Origin of the sequence: Streptomyces sp. NPDC091972, from assembly GCF_044756385.1 — a bacterium.
GTDB lineage: Bacteria > Actinomycetota > Actinomycetes > Streptomycetales > Streptomycetaceae > Streptomyces.
Window position 1 is genome coordinate 273,311 of sequence record NZ_JBIVSV010000011.1, and the last position, 22,445, is coordinate 295,755.

The 22,445-nt window shown below is 67.8% G+C and carries 16 protein-coding genes, 1 tRNA gene and 1 pseudogene; 7 read left to right on the forward strand and 11 right to left on the reverse strand.

Annotation, left to right across the window (positions count from 1 at the left end):
* Nucleotides 1-81: 81 nt before the first annotated feature.
* The 5 genes and pseudogenes from ACIQJT_RS30090 to ACIQJT_RS30110 all read left to right on the forward strand — a co-directional run bounded on the left by ACIQJT_RS30090 (nt 82) and on the right by ACIQJT_RS30110 (nt 5,592).
* Nucleotides 82-828 (forward strand): hypothetical protein, encoded by a 747-nt coding sequence (locus tag ACIQJT_RS30090; protein ID WP_402648768.1) that lies wholly within the window; start codon nt 82-84, stop codon nt 826-828.
* Entirely contained in the window at nt 825-2,957 is a 2,133-nt protein-coding gene (locus tag ACIQJT_RS30095) for a hypothetical protein (RefSeq protein ID WP_402648771.1), read from the forward strand. The genes ACIQJT_RS30090 and ACIQJT_RS30095 overlap by 4 nt, the downstream gene beginning before the upstream one ends.
* Before the next feature lie 99 nt (nt 2,958-3,056).
* On the forward strand, nt 3,057-4,094 hold the full coding sequence (locus ACIQJT_RS30100) for a hypothetical protein (RefSeq protein WP_402648773.1): 1,038 nt from the start codon (nt 3,057-3,059) through the stop codon (nt 4,092-4,094).
* Nucleotides 4,091-4,600 (forward strand): Pycsar system effector family protein, encoded by a 510-nt coding sequence (locus ACIQJT_RS30105; protein WP_402648775.1) that lies wholly within the window; start codon nt 4,091-4,093, stop codon nt 4,598-4,600. The genes ACIQJT_RS30100 and ACIQJT_RS30105 overlap by 4 nt, the downstream gene beginning before the upstream one ends.
* A gap of 27 nt (nt 4,601-4,627) precedes the next feature.
* Nucleotides 4,628-5,592 (forward strand): annotated as a pseudogene (locus tag ACIQJT_RS30110) (M48 family metalloprotease).
* A gap of 56 nt (nt 5,593-5,648) precedes the next feature.
* Here the strand turns inward: ACIQJT_RS30110 and ACIQJT_RS30115 are convergent.
* From ACIQJT_RS30115 to ACIQJT_RS30165, 11 genes are all read right to left on the reverse strand, one after another.
* Nucleotides 5,649-9,548, reverse strand: a complete 3,900-nt coding sequence (locus tag ACIQJT_RS30115) for a DNA-directed RNA polymerase subunit beta' (protein ID WP_365456147.1) — start codon at nt 9,546-9,548, stop codon at nt 5,649-5,651.
* Between the two features lie 100 nt (nt 9,549-9,648).
* The gene (rpoB, locus tag ACIQJT_RS30120) at nt 9,649-13,134 is read right to left on the reverse strand and encodes a DNA-directed RNA polymerase subunit beta (protein WP_365456150.1); all 3,486 of its coding nucleotides are present in this window, start codon (nt 13,132-13,134) and stop codon (nt 9,649-9,651) included.
* A 559-nt stretch (nt 13,135-13,693) separates the two neighbouring features.
* Nucleotides 13,694-14,077 carry a 50S ribosomal protein L7/L12 gene (gene rplL / locus ACIQJT_RS30125; RefSeq protein WP_053846801.1) on the reverse strand — a complete coding sequence of 128 codons (384 nt, stop codon included), beginning with the start codon at nt 14,075-14,077 and terminating at the stop codon, nt 13,694-13,696.
* A gap of 115 nt (nt 14,078-14,192) precedes the next feature.
* A complete protein-coding gene (rplJ, locus tag ACIQJT_RS30130; protein ID WP_007384048.1) occupies nt 14,193-14,723 on the reverse strand; it encodes a 50S ribosomal protein L10 in 531 nt (176 codons plus the stop codon).
* A 286-nt stretch (nt 14,724-15,009) separates the two neighbouring features.
* Nucleotides 15,010-15,864 (reverse strand): LppX_LprAFG lipoprotein, encoded by an 855-nt coding sequence (locus ACIQJT_RS30135; protein ID WP_365456154.1) that lies wholly within the window; start codon nt 15,862-15,864, stop codon nt 15,010-15,012.
* 90 nt (nt 15,865-15,954) lie between these two features.
* Complete coding sequence (locus ACIQJT_RS30140; protein WP_402648780.1) at nt 15,955-16,797, reverse strand: hypothetical protein; 843 nt, start codon at nt 16,795-16,797, stop codon at nt 15,955-15,957.
* Between the two features lie 113 nt (nt 16,798-16,910).
* On the reverse strand, nt 16,911-17,636 hold the full coding sequence (rplA, locus tag ACIQJT_RS30145) for a 50S ribosomal protein L1 (RefSeq protein ID WP_053846804.1): 726 nt from the start codon (nt 17,634-17,636) through the stop codon (nt 16,911-16,913).
* An 86-nt stretch (nt 17,637-17,722) separates the two neighbouring features.
* Nucleotides 17,723-18,157 (reverse strand): 50S ribosomal protein L11, encoded by a 435-nt coding sequence (gene rplK / locus ACIQJT_RS30150; RefSeq protein WP_053846805.1) that lies wholly within the window; start codon nt 18,155-18,157, stop codon nt 17,723-17,725.
* Nucleotides 18,158-18,324: 167 nt separating this feature from the next.
* Complete coding sequence (gene nusG, locus ACIQJT_RS30155) at nt 18,325-19,173, reverse strand: transcription termination/antitermination protein NusG (protein ID WP_365456160.1); 849 nt, start codon at nt 19,171-19,173, stop codon at nt 18,325-18,327.
* A gap of 80 nt (nt 19,174-19,253) precedes the next feature.
* Nucleotides 19,254-19,541 (reverse strand): preprotein translocase subunit SecE, encoded by a 288-nt coding sequence (secE, locus tag ACIQJT_RS30160; RefSeq protein WP_053846807.1) that lies wholly within the window; start codon nt 19,539-19,541, stop codon nt 19,254-19,256.
* Nucleotides 19,542-19,649: 108 nt separating this feature from the next.
* Nucleotides 19,650-19,722 (reverse strand) — tRNA-Trp (locus ACIQJT_RS30165).
* A gap of 248 nt (nt 19,723-19,970) precedes the next feature.
* Here ACIQJT_RS30165 and ACIQJT_RS30170 point away from each other — a divergent pair.
* Together ACIQJT_RS30170 and ACIQJT_RS30175 are read left to right on the forward strand one after the other, a co-directional pair.
* A complete protein-coding gene (locus ACIQJT_RS30170) occupies nt 19,971-21,197 on the forward strand; it encodes a pyridoxal phosphate-dependent aminotransferase (RefSeq protein ID WP_402648785.1) in 1,227 nt (408 codons plus the stop codon).
* Between the two features lie 118 nt (nt 21,198-21,315).
* Nucleotides 21,316-22,356, forward strand: coding sequence for an adenosine deaminase (locus ACIQJT_RS30175; RefSeq protein WP_402648787.1), 1,041 nt, complete (start codon nt 21,316-21,318; stop codon nt 22,354-22,356).
* The last annotated feature ends 89 nt before the right edge of the window (nt 22,357-22,445 follow it).

A 22,445-nucleotide genomic window follows, 5' to 3' on the forward strand; every position in this document is an offset into this window, starting at 1 on the left:
CCTCCGTGTCATCGGGCCTTCGGCCGCCGCGACCGGGCGGGCCATCGTGCTGGGCAACAGCCCGACCCCCGAGAGGCAGCCATGACCGACCCCGTGTACCGCACCATCCTGCTCTTCGACATCGAGCAGTTCGGCAAGCGCGACGACGTGGAGCAGGCCTATCTCCGCCGGATGCTCTACGACGTGGTCGACGCCACACTCCTCGCCGCCGGCGCCGACGAGACGTCACGGCTGCGGGCGGACCGCGGTGACTCCGTCATGGAGCTCATCGACACCCACGTCTCCGTACCGGTCCTGGCCAAGACCCTGCTGAGCGAGACCCCCGCCCACCTGCACAGCAAGAACCGCCTGATCGCCGACGGCACCCGGATGCGCCTGCGCATGGTGCTCTCGGCCGGTTACGTCGCCGTGGACGAGCTCGGCGGATGGGTCGGCAGGGACCTCAACCACGCTGTACGGCTACTGGACTCCGAGCCCCTGAAGGCGGCGCTCAGGAACCGCGGCGACGACTGGGTGCTGTGCGCGTCGGACGGCGTCTACCAGGGTGTCGTCAGCAACGGCCACCTGGGCGTGCGGCCGGAGGACTTCCACCGGATCACCTTGGAGACCAAGGAGGGCCCGACCGTGGCCTGGCTCCACGGCGCACCCGCGGACCCGACCCCGGAGGCACCCGCCGGTGACTCCCGCACAGACTCCTCGACTGGCGGCACCGCGTCCGCCCAGCACAACGAGACCCGTGTCAGGGGTGACCACTACGGCCCCAGCGGCGGAAGCAACGGCAACCTGAACTACGACTTCGGCTCGTCCCGGCGAGGTGGGCGCCGATGAGCCAGGAGAACGTGGCGCCCGCGTCCAACGCCGACGCGGTCAAGCCGGACGGCGAGCAGAAGAAACAGGACGAGTCGACGGATTCACAGGAGCGGCAGCGGCAGAAGGCCTGGGACGCGCGGTGGGACCTGATCGCCCACGGACCGGCTTTCGTCTCCCCACTGGCCCGCACCGACGCCAACAGGGACCTGTTCGGCGTCACTGGCGGCATCGTCAAGGGCGACGTGAACTACCATTTCGGCTCACGGCAAGAGCGGCTCGAACACCTCTCCGGTGAGATCCCCCGGGAACAGGTCGAGGAGCTGTCCTACGTATTCCATGACTGCCCGAGCTTCGACGAGGCGCTCGACCGGCTGCGCAGCGACCGGGTCGTCATCCTCTCCGGCGGGCGGGACACCGGTCGGCGCTCGGCGGCGCTCATGCTGCTGCTGCGCCTGGGCGCCGAGCCCATGCGCAGCCTCCACGCACCCTCCACGCTCTCCACTCTCCCGGAGCAGTTGGCCGACTCGTGCGGATACCTGCTGCTCAACCTGGTGACCACCCGCAGCCACCCCTTACGTGAACCGCACCTCCTGGCCCTGCGGGAGCGCCTGGAGCGCACCGGAGGCCACCTGGTCATCACGATCGAGCCGTCGGCGGCTCTGGAGGACGTCCCCGTCGTGCGTTGGGAACCGCCGCCGACTGAGGAGATGCTGCGTTCCCACGTCACCCGGCATGCCGGAGCCGCCGCATGGGACGACCTCCGCGACATTGCGCCAGTGCAGGAGTTCCTCATACGACAGCAGCAGCCCGGCGAGATCGACCAGTTCGCACGACAACTCGTCGCGTTCCAGGGCGGCAGGATCGGCGTGGAAGAGCTCGCCGCTCAAGGACAGGCCGCTGTGGCCGCACAGGTCTCCCGCTGGCTCACCGACGACCAGCGAGATCTGCGCGACAAGGCGTTCCTCATCGCACTCGCCGTCTTCGACAAAGCTCCTTACGCGGTGACGGCCGAACTCGCCGACCAGCTCTTCGTGCACCTGCACCGCACGGCAGACCCCCATGCGGCGCCCGTGATCCCGATCTTCGGCAGCTCCCGTGAGGAGCGGCTCCACCTCGCCCGTGCCCGCGGATACGTGGGCACGGAAGTCACCGAATGGGGCCCGCTCGTGGGCCGGTACATCGCCGAGTTCCGCGACGAGCGCACGGCTCCCATCCTGCTGGAGGAGGTGTGGAACCTCCATCCGTCCGCTCGGCCCGCGCTCGTCGAGTGGATCCACGAACTCGCCGATGACGGACGCCCTCTGGTACGGACCCGGGCAGCTTCGGCCACCGCGCTGCTGGCCAAGGCAGACCTGTCCTCAGCCATGGCCCTGCTCATCGAACGCTGGGCGGACGACGGCCACTTCAACTCCTGGCTCACCGCGGCAAACGCACTCACGATGGCACAGCTCTTGGACGTGCCCACCGTCCTGCGCATCCTGCACGACTGGTGCACCAGCGACGACGACTACGAAGGCCGCCGCTGGACGGCCGTACGGGCATACGGCCTTCTGGGCCCGGTGCATTCCCAGTCCGCGCTGAACGCCCTGCTGGACGCCATACACCTGCAGCGACCCCACGAGGACCAGGACGACGAGTTCGACGCCGAGGCCTACGCGAAGGAGGAGGCCCTTCAGTTCGCGGACGCTCTGGAGCTCCTACTCCTCGCCGTGCGCGAACCTGTGTTGAGCGCCTTGGCCGAACGCCTGGACAGCGACCGCAGGGTTCGTACCTATGCGCTGCTCGCCTTCCTCCAGGCCTGCCGGCAGACCGACGGAGCGGCCGACCGTCCCATCGTCCTGGACTGGTACGCACAGGCCGCGGCGACCGTCGACGACACCGCGGCACCACACCTCGTGTCGTTCTGGAACGCGGCGCTGACCGACCGGGACACCACCTCCGAGGCCCTGCGCATCCTGCGCAGTTGGGTCCTGACGGCGGACCGCGACCCGGAGTGCGAGGCGGCTCTCACCTCACTGCTGCCCGCCCTCGTCGTCACATCGGCGAACCGCCACCGCATCAGCCACCTCCTCCGCGCGGTCAGGGACGCCAAGAAACCTCCGTCACCGGCGGCCGAACGGCTGCTGGCACGCATCCCCAGCCATTGAGAGAGGCCGATGATGGAACACACCGACCCACGATCCGAACGGCGACACCCCGCCCCACCCAAACGACAGGCGGCCGGCGGGGACCCGCGCGCCGCACGCATGGACAAGAAGGCGGAGCGGGACGGGCAAGGCGACGACACCCGGCGGTCCGAGCAGCTCGACTGGTTCACGCAGCGACCCGGAAAGCCGTTCAGCCCTCATCCCGACTCGGACCCGGTCCACACCGTCTGGCACCTGTCACGGTTCCGGTTCGGCAGCCGGCGCTACGCCGGGCGCCTCGACCACGCGCTGGTCCTGGTCACCCAGCAGGGGACGTACCGGACCTTCATGCCGCCGAAGCGTCCCACCTCGGTCTGGGGGTGCATCACGGTGTACGAGGTGGACACAGACGCCCACTCGTTCCAGCTCACCGTGCCCCTGCCCAGCCGGATCGACAGTTTCGAGTTCGAGGCCACCGCCGACATCGGTTGGCGTGTGGTCGATCCGGAACTGTTCGTGCGCAGCCAGCAGCACGACGTGCCCGCGCTGCTCACCCGCAGGCTCCTGCCCGTGATGCGAGCCGCCGGACGCGGCCACTTCATCGAGGCCAGCGCCGACGCCGAGGAGGCCGTGCAGCGGGCGGTGGACGCCACCCCGCAGATCGGCACCGCCGAAGGCTTGGAGGTCACCTGCTCGGTCCGGTTGCGGCGGGACGCCGCCGAGCGACATCACCAAAGCCGGTTGCGCACCGCACGGCACGAGGAGGAGGCCGCCGAACCGGAGCACCGGGCGTCCATGCTCCGCGACGAGTACGAGGCGAAACGGACGGCCGCGAAGATCGACTTCTATGAGCGCCACCTGGCCCGGGGCGGCACAGCTGCCCTGGCCCTGCATCTTGCGGTGCATCCCGAGGACACGAATCTGATCCTCCAGCACCTCCAGACCGACCAGGCCGAGCTCGTGCGGTCTCAGCTGCACCTGATCGACCAGGCGCTGGACAGCAAGCGGCTGGAGGACTACCACCTCGAAAAGCCCCACCAGCTCATAGCCGAACGGATGATGGCCATCCTGCGGGCGACAGGAGCCTCCGCAGAAGGCGAGCCTCCGCCCGCCTACCCGGAGCTGCCGCGCGAACGTCGCCCGGACGACGGCTCGTGAGCAGGGCCCCGCGCAGTCCACGTCCACGGGCCGATGTCCACCTGCTCGCCGAGCTACGCGGCGAGATCGCCCGCGCCGATGCCAAGGCAACGGTCCTGGTCGGCATGCTCGGCCTGACGGCCGGTGTACTGAGCGCCCTCCTGATCAACTTGCGATGGAGCCCTGCGGGCCTCTCCATGCCGGCCGCCCTGTTGTGGTGGTCGGGAACCGCCCTGCTCCTCGTCTCGCTCCTCGCCCTGCTTCTGGCCGTCACGCCTCGCTACAGCAGGAGCCACTGGGCGCCGGGCCTTCCACTCACCTACTTCGACGACATCCGCCGCGCCGCCCGTGCCGGACTGCTCACCTCCGCTCTCGCGGACACGGAACGCTCGCCCGCTCGCGCTACGCGCACCGCTCTCGCCGAGAACAGCCGGATCGCCGCTCGCAAACACTTCTGGATCCGGAACGGCTTGATCGCCTTCGGCGGCTCGGCAGTCCTGCTCCCCGTGTCACTGCTCATCGCCTGAGATCGTCCCCACTCGGAAGGAAGAACCATGTCCCTGCCCTACCAACCCGAGGAATCCGAGGAGTCTCGGAAACCGGATGAGGAGCTGCCGTTCCGCTCCGGCCGCGTCCACATATCCACCCGCCGACGGGGCGCGGACATCACCGCCCTCGGCCATCTGGCGCTCCACCTCCCCCACGGTCTCGCCAGTCTGGCCGTCGTCTTCCTGGCGTCGTACGTCGTGGGGCTCGTGAGCGGCCTTCCCTGGTGGGTCCCGTTCGGGTGCTGGGCGCTCAGCGGAGCCCTGGTCTTCAGCAGTTCCTGCGAACGCCTTCTGGCCCGGTGGCTCTTCCGGCTCCGCTACCCCGCCCCGGAGGAGGAGAGGAAACTCCGTCCCGTCTGGCGGGAGGTGGCGGGCCGGGCCGGAGTCGATGCGCACGCGTACCAGCTCTGGGTGGAGAACAGCTCCGACATCAACGCCCTGGCGGCCGCCGGCCACATCGTCAGCGTCACCAGCCACTCGCTGAAGGAACTGACCCCGGCCCAGCTCGGCGGCGTCCTCGCTCACGAACTGGGCCATCACACTCGGGGGCACGCGTGGGCGTCTCTGCTCTCCCTCTGGTACGCGCTGCCCGCCCGGTTCGCGTGGCGTCTGCTGCTCCGACTGGCCTCACGAGTCAAGCGACTCTCCGCGAACGCAGCGACCCTCACGATCATCGTGGCGGCGGTTGTCGTCCTCACGTTGGCCACCGCGACTTACGGCCTGATCTTCCTTCCGCTGGCCACGCCGTATCTGTGGCCGCTGTCTCCCGGCGCGCCGAACTACGCGCGGACGAGCACGCCGCCGGTCTCGGCTTCGCCGCGCATCTGCTGGAGGTGCTGCGTGCGGAGCACGACCGCATGGAGTCCCGGCAGACCGCCAGGGAGGGCCTGATGCTGCGCCTGCTCGACTCCCATCCCGATGTCCATACGCGGATGCACCACCTGCGGGCCTATGTGGAACGCGGGCGCTGACACGCCGAAGGGCGGCCACCCCAAAAGGTGACCGCCCTCCGGCTCAAGCGACCCGCTTACTGGTTGTACGGCCCGTAGTCGTAGTCCTCCAGCGGAACGGCCTGGCCGGAGCCCGTGCCGAACGGCGAGTAGTCGATGTCGTCGTAGCCGACGGCCGAGTACATCGCGGCCTTGGCCTCCTCGGTCGGCTCGACCCGGATGTTGCGGTAGCGGGACAGACCCGTACCGGCCGGGATGAGCTTACCGATGATGACGTTCTCCTTGAGGCCGATGAGCGAGTCGGACTTGGCGTTGATCGCCGCGTCCGTGAGGACTCGCGTCGTCTCCTGGAAGGACGCCGCCGACAGCCAGGACTCCGTGGCCAGCGAGGCCTTGGTGATACCCATGAGCTGCGGACGACCGGAGGCCGGGTGACCGCCCTCCTGGACCACACGACGGTTCTCGGTCTCGAACTTCGAGCGCTCGACCAGCTCGCCGGGCAGCAGCTCGGCGTCGCCGGACTCGATGATCGTCACCCGGCGGAGCATCTGCCGGATGATGATCTCGATGTGCTTGTCGTGGATCGACACACCCTGCGAGTTGTAGACCTTCTGGACCTCGCCGACCAGGTGGACCTGGACGGCACGCTGGCCCAGGATGCGCAGCACGTCGTGCGGGTTGGTGGCACCCACGGTGAGCTTCTGGCCCACCTCGACGTGCTCGCCCTCGCTGACCAGGAGCCGGGCACGCTTCGAGATCGGGAACGCCGTCTCGTCGCTGCCGTCGTCCGGCGTGATGACGATCTTCTTGGTCTTCTCGGTCTCCTCGATCCGCACGCGGCCCTGGGCCTCGGAGATCGGGGCGACACCCTTCGGAGTACGGGCCTCGAAGAGCTCGACGACACGCGGCAGACCCTGGGTGATGTCGTCACCGGCCACACCACCGGTGTGGAAGGTACGCATCGTCAGCTGGGTACCGGGCTCACCGATGGACTGGGCGGCGATGATGCCGACCGCCTCACCGATGTCGACCAGCTTGCCGGTGGCCAGCGAGCGGCCGTAGCACATGGCGCAGGTGCCGACGGCGGACTCGCAGGTCAGGACCGAGCGGGTCTTGACCGTCTCGACACCGTGCTTGACCAGCTCGTCGATGAGCACGTCACCGAGGTCGGTACCGGCCGGGGCCAGCACCTTGCCGTCGACGACGATGTCCTCGGCGAGGCAGCGCGCGTACACGGAGGTCTCGACGTCGTCCGCCTTGCGCAGGACGCCGTCGGCGCCACGCTCGGCGATCGCGAGCTTGAGGCCGCGGTCGGTGCCGCAGTCCTCCTCGCGGATGATGACGTCCTGCGAGACGTCCACCAGGCGACGGGTCAGGTAACCCGAGTCGGCGGTACGCAGGGCGGTGTCCGCGAGACCCTTACGGGCACCGTGCGTGGAGATGAAGTACTCCAGCACGGACAGGCCCTCACGGAAGGACGCCTTGATCGGACGCGGGATCGTCTCGTTCTTGGCGTTCGACACCAGACCACGCATACCGGCGATCTGCCGCATCTGCATCATGTTTCCTCGGGCACCCGAGTCAACCATCATGAAGATGGGGTTCGTCTTGGGGAAGTTCTCGTTCATCGCCTCGGCGACCTCGTTGGTCGCCTTGGTCCAGATCGCGATGAGCTCCTGAGTGCGCTCTTCCTTGGTGATCAGACCGCGCTCGTACTGCTTCTGGACCTTCTCGTCCTGCGCCTCGTAGCCCTTGACGATCTCCTTCTTCGCCTCGGGAACGACGACGTCGGAGATGGCCACGGTGACACCGGAACGGGTCGCCCAGTAGAAGCCCGCCGCCTTCAGGTTGTCGAGCGTCGCCGCCACGATGACCTTGGGGTAGCGCTCGGCCAGGTCGTTGACGATCTCGGAGAGCTGCTTCTTGCCCACCGAGTAGTCGACGAACGGGTAGTCCTCGGGCAGCAGCTCGTTGAAGAGCGCGCGGCCCAGGGTGGTGCGCAGGCGGAACGAGTCACCCTGCTGCCACTCCGGCTCGCCCTCCTCGCGCGCCGGCGGCGTCCAGCCACGCGGCGGGATGGTGCCCACCGGGAAGCGGATGTCGATCTGCGACTGCAGCGCCAGCTCGCCCGCGTCGAACGCCATGATCGCCTCGGCCGTGGAGCCGAACGCGCGGCCCTCGCCCTTGGTGTCACGCAGCTCACCGTCGGTGGTGAGGAAGAACAGACCGAGGACCATGTCCTGGGTCGGCATCGTCACCGGACGGCCGTCGGCGGGCTTGAGGATGTTGTTCGAGGACAGCATCAGGATGCGGGCCTCGGCCTGCGCCTCCGCGGACAGCGGCAGGTGCACGGCCATCTGGTCACCGTCGAAGTCCGCGTTGAACGCGGTGCAGACGAGCGGGTGGATCTGGATGGCCTTGCCCTCGACCAGCTGCGGCTCGAAGGCCTGGATGCCGAGTCGGTGCAGGGTGGGAGCACGGTTCAGGAGAACCGGGTGCTCGGCGATGACCTCTTCGAGGACGTCGTACACGACCGTGCGGCCGCGCTCCACCATGCGCTTGGCGCTCTTGATGTTCTGCGCGTGGTTCAGGTCGACCAGGCGCTTCATCACGAACGGCTTGAAGAGCTCCAGCGCCATCGCCTTCGGCAGACCGCACTGGTGCAGCTTCAGCTGCGGACCGACGACGATCACGGAACGCGCGGAGTAGTCCACACGCTTGCCGAGCAGGTTCTGACGGAAACGACCCTGCTTGCCCTTCAGCATGTCGCTGAGGGACTTCAGCGGGCGGTTGCCGGGGCCCGTCACCGGGCGGCCGCGACGACCGTTGTCGAAGAGGGCGTCAACGGCCTCCTGAAGCATGCGCTTCTCGTTGTTGACGATGATCTCGGGCGCGCCGAGGTCGAGGAGCCTCTTCAGACGGTTGTTGCGGTTGATCACACGGCGGTACAGGTCGTTCAGGTCGGAGGTCGCGAAGCGGCCACCGTCCAGCTGCACCATCGGACGCAGGTCCGGCGGGATGACCGGGACGCAGTCCAGCACCATGCCCTTGGGGCTGTTGCTGGTCTGGAGGAACGCGGAGACGACCTTCAGGCGCTTGAGCGCACGGGTCTTCTTCTGGCCCTTGCCGGTACGGATGATCTCGCGGAGCTTCTCGGCCTCCTCGTCGAGGTCGAAGGACTCCAGGCGCTTCTGCAGCGCCGCGGCACCCATCGAACCGTCGAAGTACGTGCCGAAGCGGTCCCGCAGCTCGCGGTAGAGCAGCTCGTCGCCCTCGAGGTCCTGGACCTTGAGGTTCTTGAAGCGGGTCCACACCTCGTCGAGGCGGTCGATCTCGCGCTGCGCACGGTCGCGCAGCTGCTTCATCTCACGCTCGGCACCCTCGCGCACCTTGCGGCGCACGTCGGCCTTGGCGCCCTCGGCCTCCAGCTCGGCCAGGTCGGACTCGAGCTTCTTGGCACGGGCCTCGAGGTCGGCGTCGCGACGGTTCTCGATCTGCTGGCGCTCCACGGAGACGTGCGCCTCCAGGGAGGGCAGGTCACGCGTACGGCGCTCCTCGTCGACGTACGTGATCATGTACGCCGCGAAGTAGATGACCTTCTCGAGGTCCTTGGGGGCCAGGTCGAGCAGGTAGCCCAGACGCGACGGGACGCCCTTGAAGTACCAGATGTGCGTGACGGGGGCGGCCAGCTCGATGTGGCCCATCCGCTCACGACGCACCTTGGCGCGAGTGACCTCGACGCCGCAGCGCTCGCAGATGATGCCCTTGAACCGGACACGCTTGTACTTGCCGCAGTAGCACTCCCAGTCCCGGGTCGGACCGAAGATCTTCTCGCAGAAGAGTCCGTCCTTCTCGGGCTTGAGGGTGCGGTAGTTGATGGTCTCGGGCTTCTTGACCTCGCCGTGGCTCCACTGACGGATGTCGTCAGCGGTGGCCAGACCGATCCGGAGCTCATCGAAGAAGTTGACGTCGAGCACTATGCGTCAATCCCTCTCAGGGTTGTAAGTCTTGGGGTCTGATACGGGGGTCCTGGGGCCGGCCGGAGGTTCCTCACCAGGTCCTCCGGCCGGACTCCCGTCAGACCTCTTCGACGCTGCTCGGCTCGCGCCGGGACAGGTCGATGCCGAGCTCCTCCGCCGCGCGGAAGACGTCCTCGTCGGTGTCACGCATTTCGATGGACATACCGTCGCTGGACAGCACCTCCACGTTCAGGCAGAGAGACTGCATCTCCTTGATGAGCACCTTGAAGGACTCGGGGATGCCGGGCTCGGGGATGTTCTCGCCCTTGACGATGGCCTCGTAGACCTTCACGCGGCCGGTGACGTCGTCGGACTTGATGGTCAGCAGCTCCTGGAGGGCGTAGGCGGCGCCGTATGCCTCCAGCGCCCACACCTCCATCTCACCGAAGCGCTGGCCACCGAACTGGGCCTTACCACCCAGCGGCTGCTGGGTGATCATCGAGTACGGACCGGTCGAGCGGGCGTGCAGCTTGTCGTCGACCAGGTGGTGCAGCTTGAGGATGTACATGTACCCGATCGAGATCGGGTCCGGGAACGGCTCACCGGAGCGGCCGTCGAACAGCCTCGCCTTACCGGTCGGCTGCACCATGCGCTCGCCGTCCCGGTTCGGGATGGTGTGCTGGAGCAGACCGGCCAGCTCGTCCTCGCGGGCACCGTCGAAGACCGGGGTCGCGACGTTGGTGCCGGGGGCGACGGAGTCGGCGCCGATCGCCTGGAGGCGCTGCGCCCAGTCCTCGGCGAGGCCGGAGACGTCCCAGCCGCGGCTGGCGAGCCAGCCGAGGTGGATCTCCAGGACCTGTCCCGGGTTCATTCGGGACGGCACACCCAGCGGGTTGAGGATGATGTCGACCGGGGTCCCGTCCTCGAGGAACGGCATGTCCTCGATGGGCAGGATCTTGGAGATGACACCCTTGTTGCCGTGTCGGCCGGCGAGCTTGTCACCGTCGGTGATCTTGCGCTTCTGCGCCACGTAGACGCGCACCAGCTGGTTCACACCGGGGGGAAGCTCGTCGCCCTCCTCGCGGTCGAAGACGCGGACGCCGATGACCTTGCCGGTCTCGCCGTGCGGCACCTTCAGCGAGGTGTCACGGACCTCACGGGCCTTCTCACCGAAGATCGCGCGCAGCAGACGCTCCTCGGGCGTCAGCTCGGTCTCACCCTTGGGCGTGACCTTGCCGACGAGGATGTCACCGGCGATGACCTCGGCACCGATACGGATGATGCCGCGCTCGTCGAGGTCGGCGAGGACCTCCTCGGAGACGTTCGGGATGTCCCGGGTGATCTCCTCGGGGCCGAGCTTGGTGTCACGGGCGTCGACCTCGTGCTCCTCGATGTGGATCGAGGAGAGGACGTCGTCCTGCACGAGGCGCTGCGACAGGATGATCGCGTCCTCGTAGTTGTGACCCTCCCACGGCATGAACGCGACGAGCAGGTTCTTGCCGAGCGCCATCTCGCCGTTCTGGGTGGCCGGACCGTCGGCCAGGACCTGGCCCTCGATGATCCGGTCGCCCTCGTTGACGATGACCTTCTGGTTGACCGAGGTGCCCTGGTTGGAGCGGGCGAACTTGGCCAGCCGGTAGGTGATGTAGGTGCCGTCGTCGTTGGCGGTGGTGATGTAGTCCGCGGAGACCTCCTGGACCACACCCGCCTTCTCGGCCTTGACCACGTCACCGGCGTCGACGGCGGAGCGGTACTCCATGCCGGTGCCGACGAGCGGGGCCTCGGACTTAATCAGCGGCACGGCCTGACGCATCATGTTCGCGCCCATGAGGGCACGGTTGGCGTCGTCGTGCTCGAGGAACGGGATCATGGCGGTCGCGACCGACACCATCTGGCGCGGCGAGACGTCCATGTAGTCGACGTCGTCACCGGGGACGTAGTCGACCTCGCCGCCACGACGGCGGACCAGGACCCGGGCCTCCTCGAACCGCATGTCGTCGTTGAGCGTGGCGTTGGCCTGCGCGATGACGAAGCGGTCCTCCTCGTCGGCCGTCAGGTAGTCCACCTCGTCGGTGACCTGACCGTCGACGACCTTGCGGTACGGCGTCTCCACGAAACCGAACGCGTTGACGCGGCCGTAGGAGGCGAGCGAACCGATCAGACCGATGTTCGGGCCTTCGGGCGTCTCGATCGGGCACATGCGGCCGTAGTGGGACGGGTGCACGTCACGGACCTCGAAGCCGGCCCGCTCACGGGAGAGACCACCCGGGCCAAGAGCCGACAGACGGCGCTTGTGGGTGAGACCCGACAGCGGGTTGTTCTGGTCCATGAACTGCGACAGCTGGCTGGTGCCGAAGAACTCCTTGATGGAGGCGACGACCGGCCGGATGTTGATCAGGGTCTGCGGCGTGATCGCCTCGACGTCCTGAGTCGTCATGCGCTCGCGGACGACGCGCTCCATACGAGCCAGACCCGTGCGGACCTGGTTCTGGATGAGCTCGCCGACGCTGCGCAGGCGACGGTTGCCGAAGTGGTCGATGTCGTCGGTCTCGACGACGATCGTGGTGCCGCTGTCACCGGTGGTCTCGGTCTCGCCCGCGTGCAGCTTCACCAGGTACTTGATCGTCGAGATGATGTCCTCGACGGTCAGGATGCCCGCGTCCAGCGGAGCGTCCGCACCCAGCTTCTTGTTGACCTTGTAGCGGCCGACCTTGGCGAGGTCGTAGCGCTTGGGGTTGAAGTAGAGGTTCTCCAGAAGGGTCTGGGCGGCCTCACGCGTGGGCGGCTCGCCCGGACGCAGCTTGCGGTAGATGTCGAGCAGCGCGTCGTCCTGGCCCTGGGTGTGGTCCTTCTCCAGGGTGGCGCGCATCGACTCGTACTCGCCGAACTCCTCGAGGATCTGCTCGGTCGTCCAACCGAGAGCCTTGAGCAGAACGGTCACGGACTGCTTGCGCTTGCGGTCGATGCGGACACCGACCATGTCGCGCTTGTCGATCTCCATCTCCAGCCAGGCACCCCGGGACGGGATGATCTTGGCGGAGAAGATGTCCTTGTCGGACGTCTTGTCGATGGAGGAGTCGAAGTAGACGCCCGGCGAGCGGACGAGCTGGGACACCACGACACGCTCGGTGCCGTTGATGACGAAGGTGCCCTTGTTGGTCATGAGCGGGAAGTCGCCCATGAAGACCGTCTGGGACTTGATCTCGCCGGTCTCGTTGTTGGTGAACTCCGCCGTCACGAAGAGCGGGGCGGCGTACGTGAAGTCGCGCTCCTTGCACTCGTCGATGCTGTTCTTCGGCGGTTCGAAGCGGTGGTCGCGGAACGTCAGCGACATCGACCCGGAGAAGTCCTCGATCGGGGAGATCTCCTCGAAGATCTCCTCCAGACCGGACTTGGTGGGGACGTCCTGACCGGACTCCAGAGCCTCCTCGACCCGACTCTGCCAGGCGGTGTTCCCGAGCAGCCAGTCAAAGCTCTCGGTCTGCAGCGCGAGCAGGTTGGGAACCTCGAGAGGCTCCTTGATCTTTGCAAAGGAGATGCGCAGCGGGGCGGTGCTGGCGCCGTTGTTCGTATTCGCGGTCGAGGCAGTGCGCGAGGCGGCCAAGAGGGGGTCCTTCCGAGGGCTCGGACTCACTACGCGCTCCCCGGGCCCTCCTCCGCGGCACAGAGGACAGGTCTCTCCGATTTGGCCAAAGGGCCAGCTCAGAGTAGGTCCGGTCATCGATGCTGAGGCGAGGGCAGACCCCTGGTGACGGGCAGGGGACAGCTAACAGGCAGCGCAAAGGGTCAGTGTAGCCACTTGGCGCACTGATGTCCAGTCCCGCTTTTCTGCCCGGTCTTCAAAAACTCTCGCTGCCCTCAACGCCCTCGGCATGGTGCCCTCAACGCACGTTGATACTGCCCTCTTCGTCGCCGATCCATGCCTCGGATTCGGACCGTTCTGACGACGCGTCCTGAGAATTGCGCGCTGCGTGCGGTTCGTCAAGGCCCCCCTTGCCGAACCAGAGGTTCCGGGAGACACGACGAAGATCACCATACCCCTCGCCCTCGAGGCCGCAAGGCAACCGTGACCGCGCCTCCAGGAACGCCGAAGAGCGACCACCCGGATGGATGATCGCTCTTCGGTGCTTGCGCGTTACAGGCCCAGCGGGACCTGTGGGGTGTTACTTGACCTCGACCGAGGCGCCGGCGCCCTTGAGGGACTCGGCGGCCTTCTCGGCGGCGTCCTTGGCGACCTTCTCGAGGACCGGCTTCGGGGCGCCGTCCACGAGGTCCTTGGCCTCCTTCAGACCCAGGGAGGTCAGCTCACGCACGACCTTGATGACCTGGATCTTCTTGTCGCCGGCACCGGTGAGGATGACGTCGAACTCGTCCTTCTCCTCCTCGGCCGGGGCGGCGGCGGCCGGACCGGCCGGGCCCGCGACGGCGACGGCCGCGGCGGCGGTGACGTCGAACTTCTCCTCGAAGGCCTTCACGAACTCGGAGAGCTCGATGAGGGTCATCTCCTCGAACTGCGCGAGCAGGTCTTCCTGGCTGAGCTTCGCCATGAGGGGCGATCCTTCCACTAATTTCGGCAGGTGCCGGATGTATCGATACGGCGGGCGTACTTACGGCCCGCTACGACCCGCGCCTCAGGCGGCGTGGATCAATGCGCGAGCCGAGTTACTCGGCACCGCCCTGCTCGTCCTGCTTGGCGCGCAGCGCGTCCACGGTGCGGACGAGCTTCGACGGGAGCGCCTGGAAGACCTGAGCAGCCTGAGTCTGCTTGCCCTTGAAGGCGCCCGCCAGCTTGGCGAGCAGAACCTCGCGGGACTCGAGGTCCGCGAGCTTCTTGATCTCATCGGCGGACAGCGCCTTGCCGTCAAGGACACCGCCCTTGATGACGAGGTTCGGGTTGTCCTTGGCGAAGTCACGAAGACCCTTCGCCGACGTCACCGGGTCACCGGTGATGAAGGCAACCGCCGTCGGACCGTTGAACAGGTCGTCGAGCGTCGAGATCCCGGCCTCGTTGGCCGCGATCTTGGTCAGCGTGTTCTTCACCACGGCGTACTGGGCGTCTTCACCGAGCGAACGGCGCAGCGTCTTGAGCTGCGCCACGGTGAGACCCCGGTACTCGGTCAGCACGGCGGCGTTCGAGCTGCGGAACTGCTCCGTCAGCTCGGCTACCGCGGCAGCCTTGTCGGGCCTTGCCATAGAGCGTCGGCCTCCTTCCGGGTGATGAGGACCGCTCAGAAGGGGCTGCACAAAACGAAACGCCCCGGCGCAGGCGCACGGGGCGTAGCTCGACCGCAATCACCTGCACGGGGCAAGCGTCTCCGGGAGCACATCCACAGTCACCTGCGCGGGTCGTCCGCAGTCTTCAGCGGATCCTTCGGCCACCGCTCCCTCTTTCGAGGACACGGCAACGACCAGCGGTCTTTGGCTTCTGTAGGAGCGTACGTGACCGGATCCCTGTCAAGCAAATCCGGTCCTGTGACGCTCAGCTGTTCTGGAGCTCCTTCATCATCTCGGCCAGGTCGGCGGTCTCGCCCGCGGGCGGCGCCGTGACGGTCACCGGCTTGTTGTAGTCGAGGAAGGTGAAGGTCATGTCGAACTTGCCCTTGTCCGCGTCGCCCTGCATGCGGAACTGCTTGGCGTGGTCCTCGTCGTCGACCCACATGTCCATCGTGAACTTGTCCAGGCCGAGCTTCTCGATCTGTTCCATGCTCTTCTCGCGCTGCTCACGGACCGACTTGTCGGCGTCCTTGAAGGAGGCCTTGAGCTCGGCCAGCGTGACGTCGCCCGAGTAGTGGGTGGTCTCGACCCCGTCCACGGTCTCGGTGCCGACCTTCTTCACGTCCTTGGCCCCGTTGAGGAAGGAGGACATGGAGGCCGGGTTCTGGTCGGCCTGGCCGGCGCCGGACGCGGCCGCGCCGAGGTCGCCGTCCTTGCCGAGCGAGGACAGGTCGAACTTCATCCACTTCTTGCCGTCCATCTCCTTGGCCATGTCGGCGTTGCCGCCGATGTACATGGCCTTGTCGACGAGGCGGATCTCCGCGGAGCCCTGGCCGGCCGCGGTCATCTTCATGCTCATCGCGATGTCGGGCTTGGTCCGCATGGCGGCCTCGGCGTTGACCTGCCCCTGGCCGGGCATCTCGCCCTTCATGCGGTAGTGGAAGGAGGTGATCTCCTCCGTGTTCTTCGCCGCCTTGGCGACCGCGGCGGCGGGCGTCATCTCGGGCGACTCGTCGCCGCCCTTGGAACAGCTCACCGCACCCGCGGCGAGGGCGACGGCGGCGAGACCGGCGCCGACGGTCCTGCGGCGTACAGCGGAACGTCGTACAGAAGTAGCCATAGATTCCCCCCAAGGAACACATGGTCGATTCACAGCAAGACCGCGAGCTTATCCGAGCGGGAGGTGTGCGGTCCGCGAATTCCCTGTGGCTCAGGTGGGGTTGGTGCTCGACTGTGACAGGAGGTTCTTGAAGTCCTCGGTGTCGGCGGCCGGCGGCTTCCGAACGGCGACCTTGACGCCGTAGTCGCTGTAGTGGGCGGTCTGGGTCACCTCGCCGTTGGCCGTGCTGGTCTTCTCGACCTTCTTGACCAGCAGGTTCTTCTCGTTGATCCAGATGTCGACGGTCTCGGCGGTGACGTCGGCGGCCTGGAGGCGCTGCCGGAGCTCGGCGTCGGTGACGTCCCGGACGTCCACGGTGCCGGTGTAGTGCGTGGTGCCCTGGCCGTCCACGGTCTCGGGGCCGAGCTCGCGCACGTCGTCGGAGTCCAGCAGCAGCCGCACCGACTGGTCGGGGGTGGTGGAGCGCATCTGGTCGGCGAGGTCGGCGCCCCCGCCGAGGGTCCTCAGGTCGTCGTAGGCGTATCTGAGCCAGTGCTTGCCGCCGGTCCTGGCGGCGAAGGAGTCGCCCATGCGCGCGTAGTAGGCGTCGGCGAGGTAGCGGGCCTGCATGGAGGTGACGCCGAGACCGCGCATCGTCTCGGCCGCGGTGCCGCCGGTGTAGTGGATGGTCAGGGACCCGGAGAGGCCGTCGCGCCAGGCGAGGACGCCGTCGGCGGTCAGGGAGAGCTGGCTGCCCATCACGGTCGTGGAGCGCACCCGGACGCTGCGGGCCCGCTCGGTGGCCTGTTCGGCGGCGCGCAGGGCGGTGAGGGAGGCGGGGGCCGAGGCCGGGGGCCGCTCCTTCCCCGGCCGGTCGGAGGGACCGGAGGAGGTACAGGCGGCGAGGCCCGTCAGTGCGGCGGCCGTCGTGAGCCAGGCCGTCGTCCTCTTCATGCGTCCCCCTGGTGCAAGTGCCCTGCTCGCACGCTAACTCAGAGCACAGTCCCCGCACATGGGAACGGGCCCCGCACCTCGAAAGGTGCGGGGCCCGTGAACCTGCCGGTGTCTCAGACCGCGGCCGGGTCCTCCTCGACGAGGAGGTTGCGGGTGCGGTTGGAGTCGACCGGGATGCCGGGGCCCATCGTGGTGCTGATGGCGGCCTTCTTGATGTAGCGGCCCTTGGCGGCGGACGGCTTCAGACGGAGGATCTCCTCCAGGGCCGCGCCGTAGTTCTCCACCAGCTTGGTGTCGTCGAACGACGTCTTGCCGATGATGAAGTGCAGGTTCGAGTGCTTGTCGACGCGGAACTCGATCTTGCCGCCCTTGATGTCGGTGACAGCCTTGGTGACATCGGGGGTGACGGTGCCGGTCTTGGGGTTCGGCATGAGACCACGGGGACCGAGCACGCGGCCGAGGCGGCCGACCTTGCCCATGAGGTCCGGGGTGGCGACGACGGCGTCGAAGTCCAGACGGCCCTTCGACACCTCGTCGATGAGCTCGTCGGCGCCGACGATGTCGGCGCCCGCGGCACGAGCGGCCTCGGCACGGTCACCGGTCGCGAAGACCAGGACCCGGGCGGTCTTACCGGTGCCGTGCGGGAGGTTCACGGTGCCACGGACCATCTGGTCGGCCTTGCGCGGGTCGACACCCAGACGGAAGGCGACCTCGACGGTGCCGTCGAACTTGGTCGTGGAGGTCTCCTTGGCGAGACGGACGGCCTCGAGCGGGGCGTACAGCTTCTCCCGGTCGATCTTCTCGTCCGCAGCGCGAAGGGCCTTGCTGCGCTTGCTCACTACTGCTCCTGTGTGTTCTGAAAGGAGTCGTGGTACGGGCCGAGCAGGCCCTGCCACTTCTGCTTGGTGTACTGGGGGGTTGGGGCTCAGCCCTCGACCGTGACGCCCATGGAACGCGCGGTACCGGCGATGATCTTCGCGGCGGCGTCCAGGTCGTTGGCGTTGAGGTCGGGCATCTTGGTGGTGGCGATCTCGCGGACCTGCGCCTCGGTGATCTTGGCGACCTTGGTCTTGTGCGGCTCGCCGGAGCCCTTCTCCACACCCGCGGCCTTGAGGATCATCTTCGCGGCCGGCGGGGTCTTGGTGATGAAGGTGAAGGAGCGGTCCTCGTAGACCGTGATCTCCACCGGGATGACCCAGCCACGCTGCGACTCGGTCGCCGCGTTGTACGCCTTGCAGAACTCCATGATGTTGACACCGTGCTGACCCAGCGCGGGGCCGACCGGCGGAGCCGGGTTGGCGGCACCGGCCTGGATCTGGAGCTTGATGAGCCCCGTGACCTTCTTCTTCTTGGGAGGCATAGCTCTCCGGGTCCTTTCGATTCGGGTCCTGCCTGCCTACGGGGACCACCCGAACGCAGGCATACCGCACAACGATAACGGGTATAGATGCGCGGCCAAAAACCGAGCAGGTCAGACGAGCTGTGACAGCCCGCCTGACCTGGTCGGAAGCTCTGTCCGGAAGAAGATCAGTTCTTCTGGATCTGGTCGAAGCTCAGCTCGACCGGGGTCTCGCGGCCGAAGATCTCGACGAGGCCCTTGACCTTCTTCGAGTCGGCGTTGATCTCGTTGATGGTCGCCTGGAGGGTGGCGAAGGGGCCGTCGGTGACGGTGACCGAGTCGCCGACCTCGAAGTCCAGGACCTGGACCTCGACCTTGCGGGCCGGAGCCGGCTTGCCCTCGGCCTCGGCGGCCTCGCGGGCGGCCTTCTCCTCGGCCTCGGGGGCGAGCATCTTGACGATCTCGTCCAGGGTCAGCGGGTACGGGTCGTAGGCGTTGCCCACGAAGCCGGTGACGCCGGGGGTGTTGCGGACGACGCCCCAGGACTCGTTCGTCAGGTCCATGCGGACGAGAACGTAGCCGGGGAGCTTGTTCTGGCGGATCGTCTTGCGGTCGCCGTTCTTGATCTGGACGACCTCTTCCTGCGGCACCTCGGCCTGGAAGATGTAGTCCTCGACGTTCAGCGAGACGGCACGCTGCTCGAGGTTGGTCTTCACGCGGTTCTCGTAACCGGCGTAGGTGTGGATGACGTACCACTCGCCGGGCAGGGTCCGCAGTTCCTCGCGCAGGGCGGCGACGGGGTCGACCGGCTCGGCCGGCTCCTCCTCGGCGTCCGCCTCCTCCTCGTCCTCGACGGCCTCGACGTCGCCGCCGGACTCGTCCTCGGCGTGGAGGGCGGCTTCCTCGGCGGGCTCGCCGGCCTCGGCGTCGGCAGCCTCGACCTCGTCCAGGTCCTCGTCCGCGCCCTCGACGATGTCGAGCTCGTCGTCGACAGACTCGTCGGGCTCGATGGCGTCGTTCAGGTTCTGGTCAGACACGGTGGCTGCTTCTTCCTGGATACATGGGGTGGAACATGCGAAAAGGGGCGCCGGTAACCTCGGCGCCCTTCGCTCTGTGCTCAGCCGAATACGTACTTGGCGGCGTGGTTCAGTCCATAGTCAATCACGGTCACCAGGCCGATCATGACGAGGACGAAGACGATCACCACGGTCGTGTACGTCGTCAGCTGGCTCCGCGACGGCCAGACGACCTTGCGGAGTTCTGCGACGATCTGCCGGTAGAAGATCGCAAGACGCTTCAGCGGGCCCTTCTTGGCACGCTTGCCGCCCTTACGGGCCTTCTTCTTGGACTCCGGCACTTCGTCCTGGGCGCCAGGCGTGTCGATGGAGCCCACGGCATCCGCCATTCGTCCTCACCTGTTCCCGGGTCGTGGCCGTGCCGCGCCCGGTTGGAGCCGCACGGCGGTGCATTGCTGTACGTACATGCGCACACATCCTGGCGAAGGTGTGTGTAGCAGGGCCGGAGGGACTTGAACCCCCAACCGCCGGTTTTGGAGACCGGTGCTCTACCAATTGAGCTACGACCCTTTGTGTGCCCCCCAACGTACCGCATCCGACCGGGTGCTCGGTGTGCACCTGGAGGCGCGGCTGCTGAAGGCCAACGAGGTGAGAGTGTACGTGGTCCGCGGCCCCCCGTCGAACAGAAAGCGCCCGTAGGGGCCTTGGGGACGGAAGATCGCCCAGCGTGCGAGGCGGATCCGGACGGTTGTTCAGCTGTTGTTCAGTCCGTGAAACCCGTGTGCCGGGGATGTTTCCGGTCTGGAACGATGGGCCCCATGAGCGCTGCAACCCCTCCCACCGAGCGCCGGGTCTCCGCCCGAGTCGGCGCGATCTCCGAGTCCGCCACCCTCGCCGTGGACGCCAAGGCCAAGGCCCTCAAGGCCGCCGGGCGTCCGGTGATCGGCTTCGGCGCCGGTGAGCCCGACTTCCCGACCCCGGACTACATCGTCCAGGCCGCGATCGAGGCCTGCTCGAACCCGAAGTACCACCGCTACACGCCGGCCGGCGGCCTGCCCGAGCTGAAGGCCGCGATCGCCGCGAAGACGCTGCGCGACTCCGGCTACGAGGTCGACCCGGCCCAGATCCTGGTGACCAACGGCGGCAAGCAGGCGATCTACGAGGCGTTCGCCGCGATCCTCGACCCGGGCGACGAGGTCATCGTCCCGGCCCCGTACTGGACGACCTACCCGGAGTCGATCCGGCTGGCCGGCGGTGTCCCGGTGGAGGTCGTCGCCGACGAGACGACCGGCTACCGGGTCTCCGTCGAGCAGCTGGAGGCGGCCCGCACCGAGAAGACGAAGGTCGTCCTCTTCGTCTCCCCCTCCAACCCGACCGGCGCCGTCTACAGCCGGGCCGACGCCGAGGCGATCGGCCGCTGGGCCGTCGAGCACGGCCTGTGGGTGCTGACCGACGAGATCTACGAGCACCTCGTCTACGGCGACGCGAAGTTCACCTCGCTGCCCGCGCTCCTGCCCGAGCTGCGCGACAAGTGCATCGTGGTCAACGGGGTCGCGAAGACGTACGCCATGACCGGCTGGCGGGTGGGCTGGATCATCGGCCCGAAGGACGTCGTCAAGGCCGCGACCAACCTCCAGTCGCACGCCACGTCCAACGTGTCGAACGTCGCCCAGGTCGCCGCCCTCGCCGCGGTCTCCGGCAACCTCGACGCGGTCGCGGAGATGCGCACGGCCTTCGACCGCCGCCGCAAGACGATCGTCCGGATGCTCAACGAGATCGACGGCGTGCTCTGCCCCGAGCCCGAGGGCGCCTTCTACGCCTACCCGTCGGTCAAGGAGCTGCTCGGCAAGGAGATCCGCGGCAAGCGCCCGCAGGACACCGTGGAGCTGGCCGCGCTGATCCTGGAGGAGGCCGAGGTCGCGGTGGTCCCGGGCGAGGCCTTCGGCACGCCGGGCTACCTGCGGCTGTCGTACGCGCTCGGTGACGAGGACCTCGTCGAGGGCGTCAGCCGGATCCAGAAGCTGCTCGCGGAGGCCCGCGACTGAGCTCGCGGCGAAAGGGACCGGGTACTCACGTGAGTACCCGGTCCTTTTTTTGTGCGAGCAAGACCACTAAAGGGGAAAGTGGTACCGGGACGCCTGTGGCGTACGGCAGGATTCCGGAATGGAGCGTGTACGTGATGTCTCTGAGCTGCCGAAAGCCCATCTGCATCTGCACTTCACCGGCTCGATGCGCCCGGGGACGGTTCTGGAACTGGCCGACAAGTACGGCGTACGACTGCCCGAGGCGCTGGTCGAGGCACTGACCAGCGGGGAACCGCCGAGGTTGCGGGCGACGGACGAGCGGGGCTGGTTCCGGTTCCAGCGGCTGTACGACGCGGCGCGCTCGTGCCTCAGGGAGCCCGACGACATCCGGCGGCTGGTGCGGGAGGCCGCCGAGGAGGACGTCCGCGACGGCTCCGGGTGGCTGGAGATCCAGGTCGACCCGACGTCGTACGCGCCCCGGCTGGGCGGGCTGATCCCGGCGCTGGAGATCATCCTGGACGCGGTGGAGACGACCTCGCGGGAGACCGGGCTCGGGATGCGGGTGCTGGTCGCCGCGAACCGGATGAAGCACCCCCTGGACGCGCGCACCCTGGCCCGGCTCGCGGTGCGGTACGCGGACCGGGGTGTGGTGGGGTTCGGGCTCTCCAACGACGAACGCCGGGGCATGGCACGGGACTTCGACCGGGCGTTCCACATCGCGCAGGAGGGCGGGCTGCTGTCGGCGCCGCACGGTGGTGAGCTGAGCGGTCCGGCCTCGGTGCGGGACTGCCTGGACGACCTGAACGCCACGCGGATCGGGCACGGGGTGCGCGCCGCGGAGGACCCCCGGCTGCTGAAGCGGCTGGCGGACCGGCAGGTGACCTGCGAGGTCTGCCCCGCCTCGAACGTGGCCCTCGGCGTGTACGAGAAGCCCGAGGACGTGCCGCTGCGCAAGCTGTTCGAGGCCGGTGTGCCCATGGCGCTGGGCGCCGACGACCCGCTGCTGTTCGGGTCCCGGCTGGCCGCGCAGTACGAGATCGCGCGGCGCTGGCACGGCTTCTCGGACGCGGAACTCGCCGAACTCGCCCGGCAGTCGGTACGGGCCTCGGCGGCGCCGGAGGACGTGAAGGCGAAGCTGCTGTCGGGAGTGGACGACTGGCTGAGCGAGCCGGTGGACTGAAGCGGGCGTCGGGCGTCCGCCCGGAGCGGGCCTGGGGCGGACCTGGGGCGGGCCTGGGGCGGGTCTGGGGCGGGCCTGGGGCGGGTCTG